Origin of the sequence: Kineosporia sp. A_224, from assembly GCF_002198655.1 — a bacterium.
In the GTDB taxonomy this organism is placed as follows: Bacteria; Actinomycetota; Actinomycetes; order Actinomycetales; family Kineosporiaceae; genus R-H-3.
In genome coordinates, this window is sequence record NZ_MWLN01000060.1 from 1 (window position 1) to 14,593 (window position 14,593).

General features: G+C 72.8%; 16 protein-coding genes and 2 tRNA genes. 4 read left to right on the plus strand and 14 right to left on the minus strand.

The genetic code is table 11. From position 1 onward, the window contains the following. From clpX to EDJALFJO_RS04920, 5 genes are all read right to left on the minus strand, one after another. Positions 1-1,244 (minus strand): ATP-dependent Clp protease ATP-binding subunit ClpX (gene clpX / locus EDJALFJO_RS04900; RefSeq protein WP_143448298.1); only part of this gene is annotated, 1,244 nt, incomplete at its 3' end. 131 nt (positions 1,245-1,375) lie between these two features. Then, positions 1,376-2,050 (minus strand): ATP-dependent Clp protease proteolytic subunit, encoded by a 675-nt coding sequence (locus EDJALFJO_RS04905; RefSeq protein WP_088282795.1) that lies wholly within the window; start codon positions 2,048-2,050, stop codon positions 1,376-1,378. An 80-nt stretch (positions 2,051-2,130) separates the two neighbouring features. After that, complete coding sequence (locus tag EDJALFJO_RS04910; protein WP_088282811.1) at positions 2,131-2,709, minus strand: ATP-dependent Clp protease proteolytic subunit; 579 nt, start codon at positions 2,707-2,709, stop codon at positions 2,131-2,133. 373 nt (positions 2,710-3,082) lie between these two features. Further along, positions 3,083-4,519 (minus strand): trigger factor, encoded by a 1,437-nt coding sequence (gene tig / locus EDJALFJO_RS04915; RefSeq protein WP_088282797.1) that lies wholly within the window; start codon positions 4,517-4,519, stop codon positions 3,083-3,085. A gap of 121 nt (positions 4,520-4,640) precedes the next feature. Beyond that, entirely contained in the window at positions 4,641-5,081 is a 441-nt protein-coding gene (locus EDJALFJO_RS04920; RefSeq protein ID WP_088282799.1) for a VOC family protein, read from the minus strand. A 302-nt stretch (positions 5,082-5,383) separates the two neighbouring features. Between EDJALFJO_RS04920 and EDJALFJO_RS04925 the strand changes: the two genes are divergently transcribed. Both EDJALFJO_RS04925 and EDJALFJO_RS04930 read left to right on the plus strand, forming a co-directional pair. Continuing rightward, positions 5,384-5,725 carry a hypothetical protein gene (locus tag EDJALFJO_RS04925; RefSeq protein WP_088282813.1) on the plus strand — a complete coding sequence of 114 codons (342 nt, stop codon included), beginning with the start codon at positions 5,384-5,386 and terminating at the stop codon, positions 5,723-5,725. Between the two features lie 202 nt (positions 5,726-5,927). Then, positions 5,928-6,281 (plus strand): hypothetical protein, encoded by a 354-nt coding sequence (locus EDJALFJO_RS04930; protein ID WP_088282801.1) that lies wholly within the window; start codon positions 5,928-5,930, stop codon positions 6,279-6,281. Positions 6,282-6,482: 201 nt separating this feature from the next. Here EDJALFJO_RS04930 and EDJALFJO_RS04935 read toward each other — a convergent pair. Beyond that, positions 6,483-6,559: transfer RNA gene (locus EDJALFJO_RS04935), tRNA-Pro, on the minus strand. Positions 6,560-6,728: 169 nt separating this feature from the next. Here EDJALFJO_RS04935 and EDJALFJO_RS04940 point away from each other — a divergent pair. Next, positions 6,729-6,799: transfer RNA gene (locus EDJALFJO_RS04940), tRNA-Gly, on the plus strand. 178 nt (positions 6,800-6,977) lie between these two features. On the opposite strand, the gene EDJALFJO_RS04945 is transcribed toward EDJALFJO_RS04940, so the two are convergent. The 3 genes from EDJALFJO_RS04945 to EDJALFJO_RS04955 form a co-directional block, all read right to left on the minus strand. Then, positions 6,978-7,370, minus strand: a complete 393-nt coding sequence (locus EDJALFJO_RS04945; RefSeq protein ID WP_088282815.1) for a VOC family protein — start codon at positions 7,368-7,370, stop codon at positions 6,978-6,980. Positions 7,371-8,042: 672 nt separating this feature from the next. After that, entirely contained in the window at positions 8,043-8,843 is an 801-nt protein-coding gene (locus EDJALFJO_RS04950) for a phosphotransferase (protein ID WP_088282817.1), read from the minus strand. Positions 8,844-8,884: 41 nt separating this feature from the next. Beyond that, positions 8,885-9,373 carry a hypothetical protein gene (locus EDJALFJO_RS04955; protein ID WP_198950013.1) on the minus strand — a complete coding sequence of 163 codons (489 nt, stop codon included), beginning with the start codon at positions 9,371-9,373 and terminating at the stop codon, positions 8,885-8,887. A 311-nt stretch (positions 9,374-9,684) separates the two neighbouring features. Between EDJALFJO_RS04955 and EDJALFJO_RS04960 the strand changes: the two genes are divergently transcribed. Next, on the plus strand, positions 9,685-10,197 hold the full coding sequence (locus tag EDJALFJO_RS04960; RefSeq protein ID WP_088282803.1) for an HIT family protein: 513 nt from the start codon (positions 9,685-9,687) through the stop codon (positions 10,195-10,197). Between the two features lie 5 nt (positions 10,198-10,202). Here the strand turns inward: EDJALFJO_RS04960 and EDJALFJO_RS04965 are convergent, their stop codons facing one another. The 5 genes from EDJALFJO_RS04965 to EDJALFJO_RS04985 all read right to left on the minus strand — a co-directional run bounded on the left by EDJALFJO_RS04965 (position 10,203) and on the right by EDJALFJO_RS04985 (position 14,518). Then, on the minus strand, positions 10,203-10,454 hold the full coding sequence (locus tag EDJALFJO_RS04965; protein ID WP_088282805.1) for a hypothetical protein: 252 nt from the start codon (positions 10,452-10,454) through the stop codon (positions 10,203-10,205). A 113-nt stretch (positions 10,455-10,567) separates the two neighbouring features. Further along, on the minus strand, positions 10,568-11,143 hold the full coding sequence (locus EDJALFJO_RS04970) for an AAA family ATPase (protein ID WP_198950014.1): 576 nt from the start codon (positions 11,141-11,143) through the stop codon (positions 10,568-10,570). A gap of 45 nt (positions 11,144-11,188) precedes the next feature. Continuing rightward, on the minus strand, positions 11,189-12,445 hold the full coding sequence (locus EDJALFJO_RS04975) for a hypothetical protein (protein ID WP_143448299.1): 1,257 nt from the start codon (positions 12,443-12,445) through the stop codon (positions 11,189-11,191). Beyond that, complete coding sequence (locus EDJALFJO_RS04980; RefSeq protein WP_233149684.1) at positions 12,442-13,155, minus strand: response regulator transcription factor; 714 nt, start codon at positions 13,153-13,155, stop codon at positions 12,442-12,444. Before EDJALFJO_RS04980 ends, EDJALFJO_RS04975 begins: the two co-directional genes overlap by 4 nt. 61 nt (positions 13,156-13,216) lie before the next feature. Beyond that, positions 13,217-14,518 carry an NAD(P)/FAD-dependent oxidoreductase gene (locus EDJALFJO_RS04985; RefSeq protein WP_088282809.1) on the minus strand — a complete coding sequence of 434 codons (1,302 nt, stop codon included), beginning with the start codon at positions 14,516-14,518 and terminating at the stop codon, positions 13,217-13,219. Positions 14,519-14,593 lie beyond the last annotated feature (75 nt).

The window sequence follows — 14,593 nt, forward strand, 5'->3', positions numbered from 1 at the left end:
GTCGGGGCCTCGCGCGGGACGAGCGTCGGGTTCACGTTGTTGAGCACGACCTCGCGGCTGACGACGACGCGCGCGACGTCGTCCCGGCTCGGGACGTCGAACATCACGGGGAGGAGGACCTCCTCCATGATCGCGCGCAGGCCGCGGGCGCCGGTGCCCCGCAGGATCGCCTGGTCGGCGACCGCCTCGAGCGCGTCGTCGGTGAACTCGAGCTCGACGCCGTCGATCTCGAACATCCGCTGGTACTGCTTGACCAGGGCGTTCTTCGGCGCGGTGAGGATCGAGACGAGGGCCTCGCGGTCCAGGTTCGTCACCGTGGTGATAACCGGGAGCCGACCGATGAACTCGGGGATGAGCCCGAACTTCAGCAGGTCCTCGGGCATGACGTCGCCGTAGGAGTCCGCGTCCGCGCGCGGGCTGTGCAGCGTCGCGCCGAAGCCGATGCCGCGCTTGCCCACCCGGGACTGGATGATCTGCTCGAGGCCGGCGAAGGCCCCGCCCACGATGAACAGCACGTTCGTCGTGTCGATCTGGATGAACTCCTGGTGCGGGTGCTTGCGGCCGCCCTGCGGGGGCACCGACGCCGTCGTCCCCTCGAGGATCTTCAGCAGCGCCTGCTGGACACCCTCGCCGGAGACGTCGCGCGTGATCGACGGGTTCTCGCTCTTGCGGGCGATCTTGTCGACCTCGTCGATGTAGATGATGCCCGTCTCGGCCTTCTTGACGTCGTAGTCCGCGGCCTGGATGAGCTTGAGCAGGATGTTCTCGACGTCCTCGCCGACGTAGCCGGCCTCGGTGAGCGCGGTGGCGTCCGCGATCGCGAAGGGGACGTTGAGCATCTTGGCGAGCGTCTGCGCGAGGTACGTCTTGCCGCAGCCCGTCGGGCCGATGAGCAGGATGTTCGACTTCGAGATCTCGACCGGGTCCTCACCACGGCGCGCCGGCTCGCCGGCCTGGATGCGCTTGTAGTGGTTGTAGACCGCGACGGCGAGGCTCTTCTTCGCCGACTCCTGACCGACCACGTACTGCTCGAGGAACTCGAAGATCTCCTTGGGCTTGGGAAGCTCGACCAGGCCCAGCTCGCTCGCCTCGGCGAGCTCCTCTTCGATGATCTCGTTGCAGAGGTCGATGCACTCGTCGCAGATGTAGACGCCCGGCCCGGCGATGAGCTTCTTGACCTGCTTCTGGCTCTTGCCGCAGAACGAGCACTTCAGCAGATCGGGGCCGTCACCGATGCGTGCCACGAGGTGTCCTTCCTCCTGGGGGCCGGGTGTGTCGCGAGATACGGGCGGCGTCTCGTGCGTGGAACGGCCCCGTATCCATTGAACGCCACCCGGGCCCCCCTGTCAGCGGATGACCCTGACGGATCGGCGTGTCAGTTCTCGGTGCCGTACGCGGGGGTGTCCGTCTTCCGGCTCCCGAGCACGACGTCCACGAGACCGTACTCCACCGCCTGAGCAGCAGTGAGGATCTTGTCCCGCTCGATGTCGGTTCGCACCGTCTCGACGTCCCGCCCGCAGTGCATGGCCAGCGTCTCCTCGAGCCAACCACGCATGCGCTGGACCTCGTTGGCCTGGATCTCGATGTCACTCGCCTGGCCGTAGTCACCGCCGGACATCGCCGGCTGGTGGATGAGGACGCGGGCGTTCGGCAGGGCCAGGCGCTTGCCCTTGGCCCCGGCGCCGAGCAGGACCGCGGCGGCCGACGCGGCCTGCCCGAGGCAGACCGTGGAGATGTCGGGCTTGACGTACTGCATCGTGTCGTAGATCGCCGTGAGGGCCGTGAAGGAACCGCCCGGCGAGTTGATGTACATGATGATGTCCCGCTCCGGGTCCTGGCTCTCCAGGACGATGAGCTGGGCCATGATGTCGTCCGCCGACGCGTCGTCGACCTGGACGCCGAGGAAGATGATGCGGTCCTCGAAGAGCTTGGTGTACGGGTCCATCCGCTTGAAGCCGTAGGCGGTGCGCTCTTCGAAGTTCGGCAGGATGTACCGGCTGCTGGGCATCTGCGGCATCTGCTGGCCGCCGCGGAGCGGGTTCACGTTCATGTCTGTCCTCCGGGGACGAGTCTGGTGACTGCGGGTCGGCGCGGCACCCGCGAGGGCTCGCGCAGCGGGCTGGTCGGGCGTCAGGACGCCGTCGTGCCGCCGCCGCCGCTGACCTGACCGGCCGAGCGGACGACGTGGTCGACGAGGCCGTACTCGAGCGCCTGCTCCGCGGTGAACCAGCGGTCGCGGTCGGAGTCACGGGCGATCGTCTCGGGCGTCTGGCCGGTCTGCTCGGCGATGAGCTCGGCCATCTGGCGCTTCATGTGGAGGATCAGCTCGGCCTGGATCTTGATGTCACTCGCCGTGCCGCTGATGCCGCCGAGCGGCTGGTGCATCATGACCCGCGCGTGCGGCAGGGCGTAGCGCTTGCCCTTGGCACCGGCGGAGAGCAGGAACTGCCCCATCGACGCGGCCAGACCCATGGCGACCGTCGCGACGTCCGGCTGGACGAACTGCATCGTGTCGTAGATGGCCATGCCGGCCGTGACCGAGCCACCGGGCGAGTTGATGTAGAGGTAGATGTCCTTGGTGGGGTCCTCCGCCGCGAGCAGCAGCAGCTGCGCGCAGATGGCGTTGGCGTTCTCGTCGCGGACCTCGGACCCCAGGAACAGGATCCGGTCGCGGAGGAGCCGGTTGTAGATGTGGTCGTCCAGACCCATCCCGGGCTGCGGGCCGCGGGCGGTCGGACCCTCGGCGAGCTCGCCGGAGGAAGGCGTCCCCGGCACGATCAGCTGGCTCACGATGGCACTCCCGGTGATCTCGGACGGCGATGACGACGTCTTCGGTGACGCTGGTCGCGGCGGTCGACAGAGCGTGTCACACGGGCTCTGACGGCCGACGCGCGGGGCGTCGTTACGAGCGACCCTAACGCCCACTACGGCAGGTCTTGCTCCCGGCCCGACCGATGTTCGCTGTCGGCGCACGCGAGCCCGCCGAACGGCTGCGCCGTGCGCGAACAAAGGTCGTCGCGCCGTCCGGCTGGTGCTCCGGACGGCGCGACGGACGGGACAGGTGGTGCGGGTGGTGCCGTGGTCAGCTCTTCGGCTCCTCGGCGGGCTCGAAGCCGCCGATGTCGGAGACGGTGATCGCCGTCGGGTCCGCGGCGGACGGCGCGGCGGCCGGGGCGGCCTCCTCGGCGCCGGCCTCGGCCTGCGCGTCCTCCGGGGAGATGAGCTGGATGCCGTCGTCGCCCTCGTCCTCCTGCGCGAAGAGCGCCTGGAGGTCGACGACGTTGCCGGAGGCGTCGTTCACGACGGCCTTCTCGAGGACGGCGGCGAGTGCCTTGCGGCGGGCGACCTCGCCGACCATCGCCGGGATCTGGCCCGACTGGTCGACCATGCGGATGAACTCGTTCGGGTCCATGCCGTACTGCTGCGCGGACGACACGAGGTACTGGAGCAGGTCGTTCTGCCCGACCTGGACCTGGACCTTCTCGGCGATCGCGTCGAGCAGGAGCTGCATGCGGACGCCCTTGCGGGTCTCCTCCTCGACCTCGGCGCGGTGCTCGTCGTCCTCGAGGCGCCCCTCGTTCTCGAGGTGGCGGTTGACCTCCTCGGTGACGACGCCGTCCGGGACGGCGACCTCGACGCTCTCCGAGAGGTGGTCGAGGAGCCGCTCGCGGGCCTGCAGGCCCTGCTCGAACTTCTTGCTCTCGGCCGTCTTCTCGCGCAGGTCGTCGCGGAGCTCGGCGAGGGTGTCGAACTCGCTCGCGAGCTGGGCGAAGTCGTCGTCGAGGTCCGGGAGCTGGCGCTCCTTGACGGCCTGGACGGTCAGCGTGATCGTCGCGTCCTGGCCGGCGCGGTCGCCGCCGGCGAGCTTGGAGACGAACGTCGTCGTCTCCCCCGCCTGCAGGCCGGCGAGGGCGTCGTCCATGCCCTCGAGCATGGTGCCGCTGCCGAGCTGGTAGGAGACGTTGTTCGCGGCGTCGATCTCCTCGCCGTCGATCGACGCGGTGATGTCGATGGAGACGAAGTCGTTCTCGCCGACGGCGCGCTCGACGGTCGTCAGGGTGCCGAACCGCTCGCGCAGGCTCTCGACGCGCGTGTCGACGTCCTCGTCGCTGACCTCGATGTCGTCGACGGTCACGACGATGCCCTCGAGCTCGGGCAGGTCGATCTGCGGGCGGACGTCGACCTCGGCGGTGAACTTGAGGTCGCCGCCGGCGGTCGGGTCCGGGACGTCGGTGACGTCGACGGTCGGCTGCCCGAGCGGGCGGACGTCGCTCTCCTCGACCGCCTGGGCGTAGAACTTCGGGAGGGCGTCGTTGACGGCCTCCTCGAGGACCGCGCCCTTGCCGATCCGCTGGTCGATGATGCGCGGCGGGACCTTGCCCTTGCGGAAGCCGGGGATGTTCACCTGGCTCGCGATGGACTTGTAGGCCGCGTCGAGGCTCGGCTTGAGCTCGTCGAACGGCACCTCGACGGTGAGCTTCACCCGGGTCGGGTTGAGGGTCTCGACGGCGCTCTTCACTGCGGGCTTCTCCTGCGGATGGATGGCGTGGGTCAGGCACCGCGCGCTCGGAACGCGTGCGCATCGCCGGACGGCGACGGCGCCGCCCGTCATCGTAGCCGTCTGCGTGCGGGCGTCCGAATCAGGCGTCGGCGGTGGAGGAGGCGGCGGAGTCGTCCGGCCTGTCGATGTAGTCGTTCGGCCTGTCGATGTAGAGGCAGAACGGGTGACCGGCCGGGTCGAGCAGCACGCGGACGTCGTCCTGCGGCTGGAACTCGGCGAGCCGGGCGCCGACGGAGAGGGCGTACGCGACGCCCTCGGCGAGGTCGTCGACCTCGAGGTCGAGGTGCATCGACATCTGCGGGCGGCCCTCGACCGTCGGCCAGACCGGCGGGACGTAGAGCGGGTCCGTCGCGAAGGCGAAGTTGTAGCCGGCGTCCTCGGACGGGGCGAGGTCGACCCACGTGTCGCTCTCGTTGAAGATCTGCCAGCCGAGGAGGTCGGCGTAGAACCGGGCCAGGGCCCGGGCGTCGGTGGAGTCGAGGACGACCCCGAACCAGGTGGTTCTCGTGCGCAGCGGCATGGTGGCTCCTGTCCTACTCGTCCTGCTCGCGAGGTGTCCGCTCGGACCTGATCCTCCTGGCCAGCACCCACCCGAGCCAGAGCAGCATGGCCGTGGAGCACGGCGCGAGTGCGATCTGGCCGGCGGTGGAGTGGCGCTCCGGGGCCGGATCGAGGGCATGAGGCGACCTTCCGGTCCCGTACCGGATCTCGTCGCGCGTGGCAGGCGTGCCCGCCGCGGCCGGCTCGGTTGGGCAGGATGGCGCCGTGGAGTCGGAGCGAGATCCCAGCGAGGATGACCTGTCGGGCGCAGGCACTCGGCCGTTGGCCGATGCGTACCTCGCCAGTCTCGCGGCGCTGGCCGATCGAGCGACACCCGGCCCCTGGCGCGTTCGGCTCCTCGATGACGAGTGGGCCATGAACCTCGTCGCGGTGGGCACGGCCGAGGACACCGGACAGGCGGAGCGCTGTCCAGGGTTCGACCACTCAGCGATCGTGGCAGCGACCTTGGTGCAGCAGCCGCGCTACGTCGACATCGCGGACGAACGCTGGGACGAGAACGCCGCGTTCATCGCTGCGGCCCGCACCGCCGTGCCCGAGCTGCTGGCCGAGATAGCCAGGCTCCGCGCGCTGGTGCGGCAGAGTCGCCTGAGTGACACGATCTGACCTGGCCGTTAGCCCAGGGTTGGATCGGGGCGTGGCGCGCGTGACCCGGGCGACCCCCATCCGGCTCGAGGACCCGACCCCACACAGGTGCGGCGCGCCTTCCCGGCACCGGCTGTGAGTGAGGGGGGTCGTCGGGGAGTCCGGCAGTGGTACCGGCAGCTGAGGCGCGAGACTAGGGTGATCGGCTTCGCGCTTCCTCGACGTGAACGGGCTGGACGTCTCGCGCGGTCCGGACGAGTGGCGGCGGAGGTGGGGCGCGCTGAACGGCGGTGACGCACCGATTGAGGCGTGGCTGGCGGCGGACGTCCAGCGGTTCGAGCGCCTGCTTCCGATGGACCGGGAGCAGTACCTGGGGTTCTTGGCAGCGATCCAGGGGAGCTACTCGTTTCGCGGCTTGGCGTCACTGGCCGGGGCATTGCTCGGCGTCGACTACAGCGACTGCTTGAACGACACGTACCTGGTCGCCAGTGACATGAGCCCCGTCAGCGACCAAGCACTCGCCGAGATGCGGGCGCGTGTTCTGGAACTGGGGTGGGTCCCCGACCCCGAGGGGTGATCTGCGGCACGCGCCGGCCCGGAGCGGAGCGAGAGGTCAAGACAAGGAGACCGTGGCAACGCTCTCGGGCCTCGCCGAGCTCGGCGACAGCACTCCCTGCCGCGGAAGACCTGACCTGTGTGGACCGTGGTCGACGCGAGGATGTTGCACGAGATGTGGCACGGCCAGCCCTTCGGGCCGGTCACGCACTGTCATACCTGCTGGTCGGGGTAGCCGGATTCGAACCGGCGGCCTTCCGCTCCCAAAGCGGACGCGCTACCAAGCTGCGCCATACCCCGTGGCTCCCCGGCGCACTCCCCCGGGCACCGCCCGTGGCGTCTGCCCAGGACGACGGCCGGGGGCACCGCCGGGAACCGTTCGGCCACCCGACCAGCGGGTGGCAGGCATTAGGCTACGACGTGCGAGGTCGACGTCGGGCACGGATTCCGCCCCGCTGCCGACCACCGCGCGGGTGTAGCTCAATGGCAGAGCCCCAGCCTTCCAAGCTGGTCATGCGGGTTCGATTCCCGTCACCCGCTCGTCACCCGCTCGTTGCAGAGCCGGGGTAACGGGAGGAGCGGACCCGACTGCGAGGAACGAGCAGTCGGGTCCGGCGACGGATCCCGTCACCCGCTTCATCACATCAGGCCAGGTCAGACGGCACATCGCCATCGCTGGTCCTCTCCACCGAAGGATTGACCGGGGTCGGTGTGCCCACTACGCATTACTGTGGGCCATCAGACAGAACTCGTTCCCCTCGGGGTCCAACAGAACGAGATGTCCCTCGAACTCGGCGGCGATCGTGGCGCCCAGCGCCTGCAAACGCTCGGCCTCGGCACTCAGCGCGTGACAGCGCAGATCAAGGTGCACGCGGTTCTTGACCGTCTTGGACTCGGGAACGAGCTGGAAGAAGAGCCGCGGCCTGACGCTGGGCGCCTCCACGAGCACGGTGGGGTCGTCCTCGGGGTCGAAGATGCCGTTCTCACGCAGCCGGGTCAGTTCGGCCTCGTCGTACGGGGCCACGTCGAAACCGTCGAGCGCGGCGGCCCAGAAGCGCGCCAGCGACGCCGGATGCCCACAGTCGAACACCACGTCATGAAGCTCAGCCACGAGCACGACCTGCCGCGGAACGACTTGATCTTCGAGCGCGTACTCGGACGTCTGCCCTGCCCGTTGCATGCCTGTCACCAGGAATGGTCGGGCTCGGACAGCAGTGTCGTCGTGGACGGAAGGGCGGGGGGCGTCCAGTCGGGCGGAGGTCGCCACGAGGCACCAGGGCGTGGACGGCTGCCCGGGCTCGACGTAGCGGTTGACGCTGAAAGAAGTCCCGGCCCGGAGTTGGGTGACGAGTGTGGTGCGGGTCCAGGTCCACGCGGCCAGGTCCCATCGCCCGCGCGCAAGGTTGGGCAGGGCCTGCCTTGCGGACGTCGGCGTCGGCGGTGCGCCGCCAGTCGATCCACGTGGTCGGCGCCAGCAGCTGGGCACCCGGCCAGCGTCCCAGGATCAGGTCGCCACCGGTGTCGGCGATCACCCCGGTAGGCCGTGGCAGTCCAGACCCGACCACGCAAGACGTCACGGTGCGCTGCCACGTCGCCGGGCGAGAACGGCCTCACCGGCGCGGAACTGGCGGCCACCTCGTCCACGCCGCGATCATGTCAGGCGCCCCGCTGAGCGCCCTGATCTGCCGCAGCTGCGCGCGCGTTCAGGGTCCGCAGGGACGCTTGCTGCCCGCAGCTGACACCTGTTCGCTCCGATGGACGTGCCAGAAGTCCTGTCGCCCGGTCATTCCGGGAACAACCACCCCACCGCCCGCAGAGCGTTGTCGACGTACTCCTGCCGGCCGGTCTCCGCACCGAACGCGAGATCCTCCAGCGCCGCGCACCGCGCGTAGAACAGCACGCGCTCGTCGAACCCCGGGTCGATCGGTCCCCGGTACCGCGCCATGAGCCCGGCGACGAATTCCGGCCCGAGGTCCCGCAGGAGTCGGGCCACGTCGACGGCAGGGTCGGCGAGCGCGGCGTCGGACCAGTCGAGGACACCGGTCAGCCGGCCGCCCTCGACGAGCAGGTGCTCCGCCCCGAGGTCGTTGTGCGCGGGCACCCGCACCGGAGCCGGCTGCGGGACGTCGCCCCGCACGACGGCGAGCAGGTCCGCCGGGCCGTCGAGGCCGTCGAGCCACTCCTCCGGCTCGGCGTCGTCGTCGGGCAGCAGCACCTCGAGCTCCTCGCGCAGCCCGCCGTCCGCGCCGTGCAGGTCCGTGAGCAGGGCGGCGAGCCGGGCCGCGAGACCGGCCGGCGGGCGCCGGCCGAGCAGCGGCTCGCCGGGGAGGTGGTCCAGCACCACGGCGCCCTCCTCGACGTGCCGCGGCACGGGCACCGGCCAGCCGAGCCGCTCGCGCAGCAGCACGAGCAGCGCCGGCTCCCATGCCGGGACCGTCCCGACCCGGACGACGAGGGCGCCGTGCCGGAAGGCCGTGTGGTCCAACCCGGACCCGAGGACGGCGAGTGCCTGGGCGGTGGCGCCCGGCTCGAGGCGGCGTACCGCGGCAAGGGCCAGCTCGTGCAGCGTCTCTCCCTGGCTCATGCGCACCTCGGACCGCCCTCACGAACACGCTGCACTCGTCGTCACCGACGCCCGAGGAGCCGTTGCCACAGCGAGAGCCGCCCGCTCTCCTGACGGGTCGATCCCGCGTCGACCGCGGCCCCGTCGAGGTCGTACGCGTTCTCCGGCGGCTCGGCGGATCCGCCGTCGGGCTGCCCGTCCGCGCCGTAGGTCTCGTGGTCGTCACCGATCACGCGAGCGCCCAGAGCCTGGGCGATCACCCACATCTTCCGCAGGAACAGCTCGTCGGGGTTGTTCACCACGACGTTCCCCGACCCCTGCCGTCGGATCCAGCAGCCCTGCACCTCGACGTCCGGGTGCGCGGTCCACACCGCGATCCCGGGATCCGCGATCCGCACCACGGCGCCGGTCGTGGAGGTGGCCTCCGCGAAGCCGTCGAGCCGCAGCTCCGGGTCGGCCGCGACGCAGGCCTCCCACTCCGTCCGGGTGATCTCCGGCCCCTGCTCGTCCCACCAGAACGCCTTGCGCGTGATGTGAACCTCGTACCCCATCGCACGTCCTCCGAAGCGGCGCGCCAGGCGGGCGCCGAGGGCACCTTCCACCACCGGACCGCCGCCGAGCAACAAGCGGACCGCGCGACGTCCTCATGGTGGCCGACCGGGCCTTGCGCGGCGGACCCTGGTGGCCGACGTTCTCGGGCACGATCGATGGAGACATCGATGTGCGATCCGTGGGGTCATCACCCCGGAACCTGCACATCGATCCCTGCATCTATCGCCGGCGGTGTTCTGGCTCGCTGGTGAGGGCAGTGCGAAGCCCACGCGCACCGGCACGGTCAGGGCCGGTGCACGAGACTTCACGGATGACCGACGACGCCCCGACCTCTCCGAGGACCGCCGACCGGGCGCTCGACCCCGGCTGCTACGTCTGCATCCGCACCGCCGCGGCGGCGCTGCCCCGCTGGCAGCGCATCGTGCGCACGCCGCGCTGGCGCGCCGTCCACGACTTCCAGACGTCGCTGCCCGGCTGGCTCGTCGTCGTCCCCGAACGGCACGTGACGACGATCGCGGATCTCACGGCGGACGAGGCCGCCGAGCTCGGGGGGCTGCTGCGGACGCTGTCGATCGCGCTCCGGGAGACGGTCGGCTGCGTCAAGACGTACGTCATGCAGTTCTCCGAGGCAGAGGGGTTCGCACACCTGCACTTCCACGTCGTGCCGCGGGCGGCCGACCTCCCCGACGACCTCAGGGGTCCGCACGTGTTCGGCTACCACGGCGGGGACCCGGCCGGGCACGTCACGGAGGCCGAGCGGGACGCCCTCGCCGAGCGCATCGGCGCGGTCCTCGAGCGGCTCGGGCCGGACGTCTCCCGGTAGCCGGGTCAGGTGCGGGGATCGGCGAGGTTGCGGCCGGTCGCGGGCCAGCGAGCCGGCGACGCCTGCCGGGTGAGGATCTCCCGGTACACCCGGGTCTCGGCGTCCGGGTAGCGGTCGAGGGCCGCGAGCAGGTCGTTGCGGTCGCGCTGCGTCGTGCAGCCGCCGAGGTCGCGAGCGACCTCGCGGTGCCAGCGGCGTTCGGCGCGGGCGACGACGAGATGGGCGCGGAGCAGGACGACGCGGTGCCGAAGGTTCATCGGACCTCCCCGGGAGCGGAGGGGTCACCGAAGGCCCCGTCGCCCTCCTTCGAGGTTACGCCGGGATCGGCCGGAAAGCGCCTGCCGATGTGTCCCGGCCCGGGCGCGGGCGCTCACCGTGCCAGCAGGGCGACGAGCCGCGCGTACCCGGCGTCCGGGTCGCCGTCGACGGTCCGGACGACGTGCGTGCCGGGCCGCGACCGGACGACGTCCAGCATCCGGGAGTGCTTGTCCAGCAACGCCTGCGGGCCGCCGGCCCGGGCGAGCAGCTCGGCGGCGAGCGCGTGCTCGGGCCGTTCGGCGAGACCGGCGCGGACGGCGAGCCGGGCGGCGGCGACGGGCAGGGCGACGTCGAGGCACACCTCGACGAACCGCGCGCCGGTGGCCGCCGCGAGCGCGGCCAGGGTCTCCAGGAACGGCGTCCGGGCGAGGAACTGCGGCACGAGGACGTCGCGGCCCGCCCGCAGCAGCCCCCGGGCCTGCTCGACGGCGACCTCGCGGGCGAGCAGGCCCGCGGCCATGTCCGCCGGGTCGGGGTGGTCGAGACCCGCGCGGACGACGTCCACGTCGACGACGACCGCCGGCGGGTGCTCCGCGGCCCAGCGCCGGGCGAGCGTCGACTTCCCGCTGCCCGGCAGCCCGTTGAGCAGGACGAGCCGCGGCGGCACGGCAGGCTGCGCAGCGGTCACGGTCCGATCCTGCCGTCCGGCGGTGACAGGCCGCCGGCGACCCGCTCAGAGCCGGACCCGGACCAGCACGCTGACGCCCCCCGCCGCGTCGACCGACTCGACCCGCAGCCCGGTGAGGTCCGCGACCGGGACCGCCGCCGTGACCGCGAGCGTGAAGGGGTCCGGCTGCCGGGACGTCCCGAACCCGGACGCCGGCACCTGCCAGGTCGCGAGCACCTGTGTCGCGTCGTCGCCGCGCAGGGCGACGAGCCGGCACGACCGCGGCCCCGTCAGGCCCGTCAGCGACAGCGAGACCCGGGAGCCCGGCGTGCCCGGGGGCGCGGACGCGACCTCGACCTCGGCCGCCACCCCGGTCCGCGGGTCGGCGGCGTCGGCCCGCCGGACGGCGGCTCCCGCCCTCCCGTCCGAGGCCCCGTCCGACGGCGCGTCGGACGGTCCGTCCGACGGGCCGTCCGACGGGCCCGGCGCGCTGTCCGACGCCCCGGCCCGCGGCACGACGACCGGTGCCGGGGCGAGCCCGAGCTCGTCGGCCCCGACGACACCGCCGGCCGCGAGCAGCGCGACGGTCGCCGCGAGCGGCAGGAGCAGCCGCGGGCGGCCGGCCCGGCGGGCCCGGACCCCGGCCCGCACCGTGCGCCGTGTCTGCTCCCCGGCAGCAGCACCGGGCGGGACGTCGACGAGGACGGCACGCGGACGCACCGGGGCCGTGCCGAGCGCTGGTCCGCCGGCCGCCGGACCGGCCGCCGGGCCGCGCCCGGCCGCGACGCCGTCCGGCCGCGGGAAGCCGACAGGCGGTGTGACGTCCCGGCCGGGCGCCATCGCGCGGGCGGCCCGCGGCCCGTTCCGGGCCCGGTCGGCCTGCGTCCTGGCGCGCGTGAGCATGACGACGACGGGAGCCAGCCCGGTGAGCTCGGCGCGGCACCCCGGGCACGACGTCATGTGCTCGCTGAAGACCCGCTCTGCGTCGGCGTCGAGCAGCCGGAGCAGGTACGCCCCGACCCCGACGTGCGCCCCGGCGGCCCAGTCGCGTCGTCCGCCCTGCCCGGCGGCCAGTGCGCGCAGCGCCTCGTGCAGCCGCTGGGTGAGCACCGCCGCGGGGACGCCGGCCGTCGCCGCGGCCTCGACGACACCGCGGCCGCGCAGCCAGGTGTCGGCGAGGACCTGCCGGTGCTCGGGCCGCAGTGCCCGGAGCGCGTCGACGACGGCGGTCCCCTGGGTCCACGCACCGGGCACGGCGCCCGGGCCCACGCCGACCCCGGCGGCCGGGGTCGCGAGGACCGGGCCGCCCGACGGCACTGTCACGACGTCCCCAGGGCGAGCGCGTCGTCCTCCGGGGGCTCGAGCCGGACGCCGACCCCCCGCACCGTCCAGAGGTACCGCGGGCGGGACGCCGACTCCCCGAGCTTGCGCCGCAGGCACGAGAGGTGCACGTCGACCGTCTGCGGGTCGACGTACGCGCTCTCCCAGACCTCGGCGAGGATCGTCCGCCGGGCGACGACCTGCCGCGGCCGGCGCGCGAGGTAGAGCAGCAGCTCGAACTCGCGCGGGGTCAGGCAGAGCGGGCGGCCGTCGACGACGGCGACCCGGCGCCGGGGCTCGACCCGCAGCCCGCCGACGACGACGGCGTCCGGAGCGGGCACGGTCCTCGTCCGGCGCAGCAGCGCGCGGACCCGGGCCAGCAGCAGCGGTGCCGCCCAGGGCCGGGGCAGCACGCTGTCCGCACCGCCGCGCAGCAGCCGGGTCGCGCCGGCCTCGTCGCCGCGCCCGGTCACCGCGAGCACCGCCGCGGACGTGACCCGGCGGACGGCCTCGAGGGCCTCGACGCTCTCCTCGTCGGTCGCGTCGAAGCCGATGACGACGACGTCCGGCGGGTTCGAGACGAGCTCGTCGAGGGCCTCCCGGACCCGCGGCACGCTGCGGACCGTGTGACCGGCGTCCGTGAGCCGGTGGATGAGCGACGCACGGGCGTCGATGTCTTGGTGGATCACGAGCAGTCGGGCCATCGCCGACATGCCTCCGGTTCCTTCGGCCCGGCCCGCGGGACCTCGTCGTCCCGCGGCCGGGCCTCTCGCGTCAGCCGACGGCCGCCAGCCGCGGTACCTCGATCGGTGTCTGGATCCCTGCGTGGATCGGTGCGTGGGTCGGTGCCTGGATCTCGGCGACGGCATGGATCGCCGCGCCGGACGTCGCGAGCAGGCCGCGGGCCATGGAGGTGAACGCCCGGGTGGCGTTGACCGCCACGACCCCTTCGAGGCCGGTGCTGCCGTAGTGGCTGATGAGGACGCCGCCGCGGGCGACGTCGCGGCGCCCGGGCCGCAGGTACGTCACCCGCACCTCGCCGTCCGACGGCAGCATGCCGATCACCTGGATCCGCAGCCCGAACTGCTCGGACCAGAACCGCGGCACGTGCGTCACCGCACCGCCCGGCGGCTCCCCGCCGAGCAGGGTCGCCGCGGCCGCCCGGCCGTGCTCCCACGCCGTGATCCACTGCCCGAGCCGGACGGGCCGGGGCGAGTACTGAAGGTTCGGCCAGCGGGCCACCGTGCCGGCGGCGACGACGTCCGGTGCGCCCACGACGCGCAGCCGCTCGTCGCACAGGAGGCCGTCGCTCGTGTCCAGGCCGGGGACACCGTCCAGCCAGCTCGTGTCGGGACGCTCGCCGACGGTCGCGACGACGGCGTCCGCGACGACCTCGGTGCCGTCGTCCAGCAGCAGCAGCCAGCCCCGGCGGACCGGCTCGACGCGCCGCACGCGCCGCCCGAGCCGCAGGTCGACCCGCTGCCGGGCGAGCTCGTCGGTGACGAGCGCCCCCGCCATCGGCCCGAGCGGGCGGCCGAGCACCCGGTCCGACGGGTCGACGAGGACGCACGTCCGGCCGCTCGAGCACACGAACGACGCGACCTCGCACCCGGTGAGCCCGCCGCCGACGACGGCGACCACGGACGCCGTCCGCAGCTCGCCGCGCAGCCGCCAGGCGTCCGCGAGGGTGTAGAGGACGTGGAAGCCCGGCTGCCCGACCGGCCACCCGGGCGGGACGACGGGCGCGGCACCGGTCGCGACGACGAGCCCGTCGTAGCCGAGCTCCTCGCCCTCGTCGGTCGTCAGCACCTTCGCCCACGGGTCGAGCGCCGCGGCGCGGCGGCCGAGCCGCCACGTCACGTCGAGCCGCGGGTCCATCGGCAGGGCCACGTCGGCCGGCCGCTGCTTGCCGGACAGGACGCCCTTGGCGCACGCCGTCCGGTCGTAGGGCGGTGTCGTCTCGTCGTGGAGGACCACGACCTCGCCGTCGAACCCTGCGGCCCGCAGCTGCTCGACGGCGGCCGTCCCGGCGCGGCCGGCGCCCACGACGACCGCCCGCTGGCGGCTCGCTGTCATGTCCGGACCTTCCTGCTCGCACGGTCGATGGGCACGGGCGGCGGGACGACCGACCCGTGCGGGGGTGTGGGGGGT